General features: G+C 79.7%; 2 protein-coding genes. One reads left to right on the top strand and one right to left on the bottom strand.

From position 1 onward, the window contains the following. A partial coding sequence (locus KIK08_RS39135) for a hypothetical protein (protein WP_214408347.1) occupies positions 1-237 on the bottom strand: 237 nt, incomplete at its 3' end. Positions 238-254: 17 nt separating this feature from the next. Between KIK08_RS39135 and KIK08_RS39130 the strand changes: the two genes are divergently transcribed. Beyond that, the gene (locus KIK08_RS39130; RefSeq protein WP_214408346.1) at positions 255-935 is read left to right on the top strand and encodes a hypothetical protein; all 681 of its coding nucleotides are present in this window, start codon (positions 255-257) and stop codon (positions 933-935) included. The last annotated feature ends 187 nt before the right edge of the window (positions 936-1,122 follow it).

Below are 1,122 nucleotides of genomic sequence, written 5' to 3'. Positions count from 1 at the left end.
CGCGTGCCGCAGCCGGGCGGCCGGGCTCCGGTCGTCCCCGGCGGGCGCGTCGCCCGCCGGGTCGTCGGCGACGGCCGGCGGGGCCGGTGGGCCGCTCGCGGCGACCCGCTCGTGCAGCCGGGCGCGGACCTCGTCGGGCGTGTAGGCCCGCCTGCGCCGCTCGGCGTGCGCGGTGACCGCCCCGGTGGCCGCCACCCCGGCCAGCCCGGCGAGTCCGAGGATCTTCCACCAACGCACCGGGATACCGTACCGGCGTGCCGGGCAGCGCCATCACCCTCGACCGGGCGTGCGAGCTGGCCCGCACCGGAGACCTGTGGCTGTTCCGGGGGCGCAGCGGCGCCGACCGGGCCATCCGGAGCCTGACCAACGCCCCGGTCAACCACGTGGGCATGGCGCTGGTGCTGGACGACCTGCCGCCGCTGATGTGGCACGCCGAGCTCGGGCGCTCCCTGCCCGACGTGTGGTCGGGCACCCACCAGCGCGGCGTGCAGCTGCACGACCTGCGGGCCGCGGTCCTGCAGTGGGGGCACCGCTACGGCCAGCGCGGCTGGCTGCGCCAGCTCCGCGGCCCGGTCAGCCGGGAGATGGAGGACGCCGCGCTGCGCACCGTGGCCCGGCTCGACGGCACCCCCTTCCCGTCGACGGCGCGGCTGGCCGGGCGCTGGCTGCGCGGGCGCACCCCGCGGCTGCGGCACCTGCGCCAGGCGCTGCGGCACGCCGACGGGGCGGTGCGGGAGCGGGCCCTGGAGACGGCCTACTGCGCGGAGGTCGTCGCGCTCACCTACCAGGAGATGGGCCTGCTCCCCGACGACCGGCGCCCGAGCTGGTACGACCCCGGCCGGTTCTGGAGCGGCGACGAGCTGGGGCTGGCCGAGGGGTTCGACCTCGGCGGCGAGATCGAGGTCGTGCTGCCGCCCGCGGAGCCGGCCCGCTGAGCGCCCGCCGCCCGGCCGGCGCCGGGTAGCTGGTAGTCGTGGGGGTGTGCCCCGCTCGCCCTCCGTGCGCCCCCTGCTCGCCGCCGTCCCCGCCGTCCTCGGCGCGGTCGCCCTGACCCGGCTGTACCGCGCCGCCCGCGGGGTGCCCACCTCGCTCGGCGCGGGACCGTCCCGGCTGCGGGCGGCC

The sequence above is a fragment of the Pseudonocardia lacus genome, assembly GCF_018531445.1.
GTDB lineage: Bacteria > Actinomycetota > Actinomycetes > Mycobacteriales > Pseudonocardiaceae > Pseudonocardia > Pseudonocardia lacus.
Note: the sequence above shows the minus strand (reverse complement) of the source record. Positions and strands in the feature narration are given on the sequence as shown.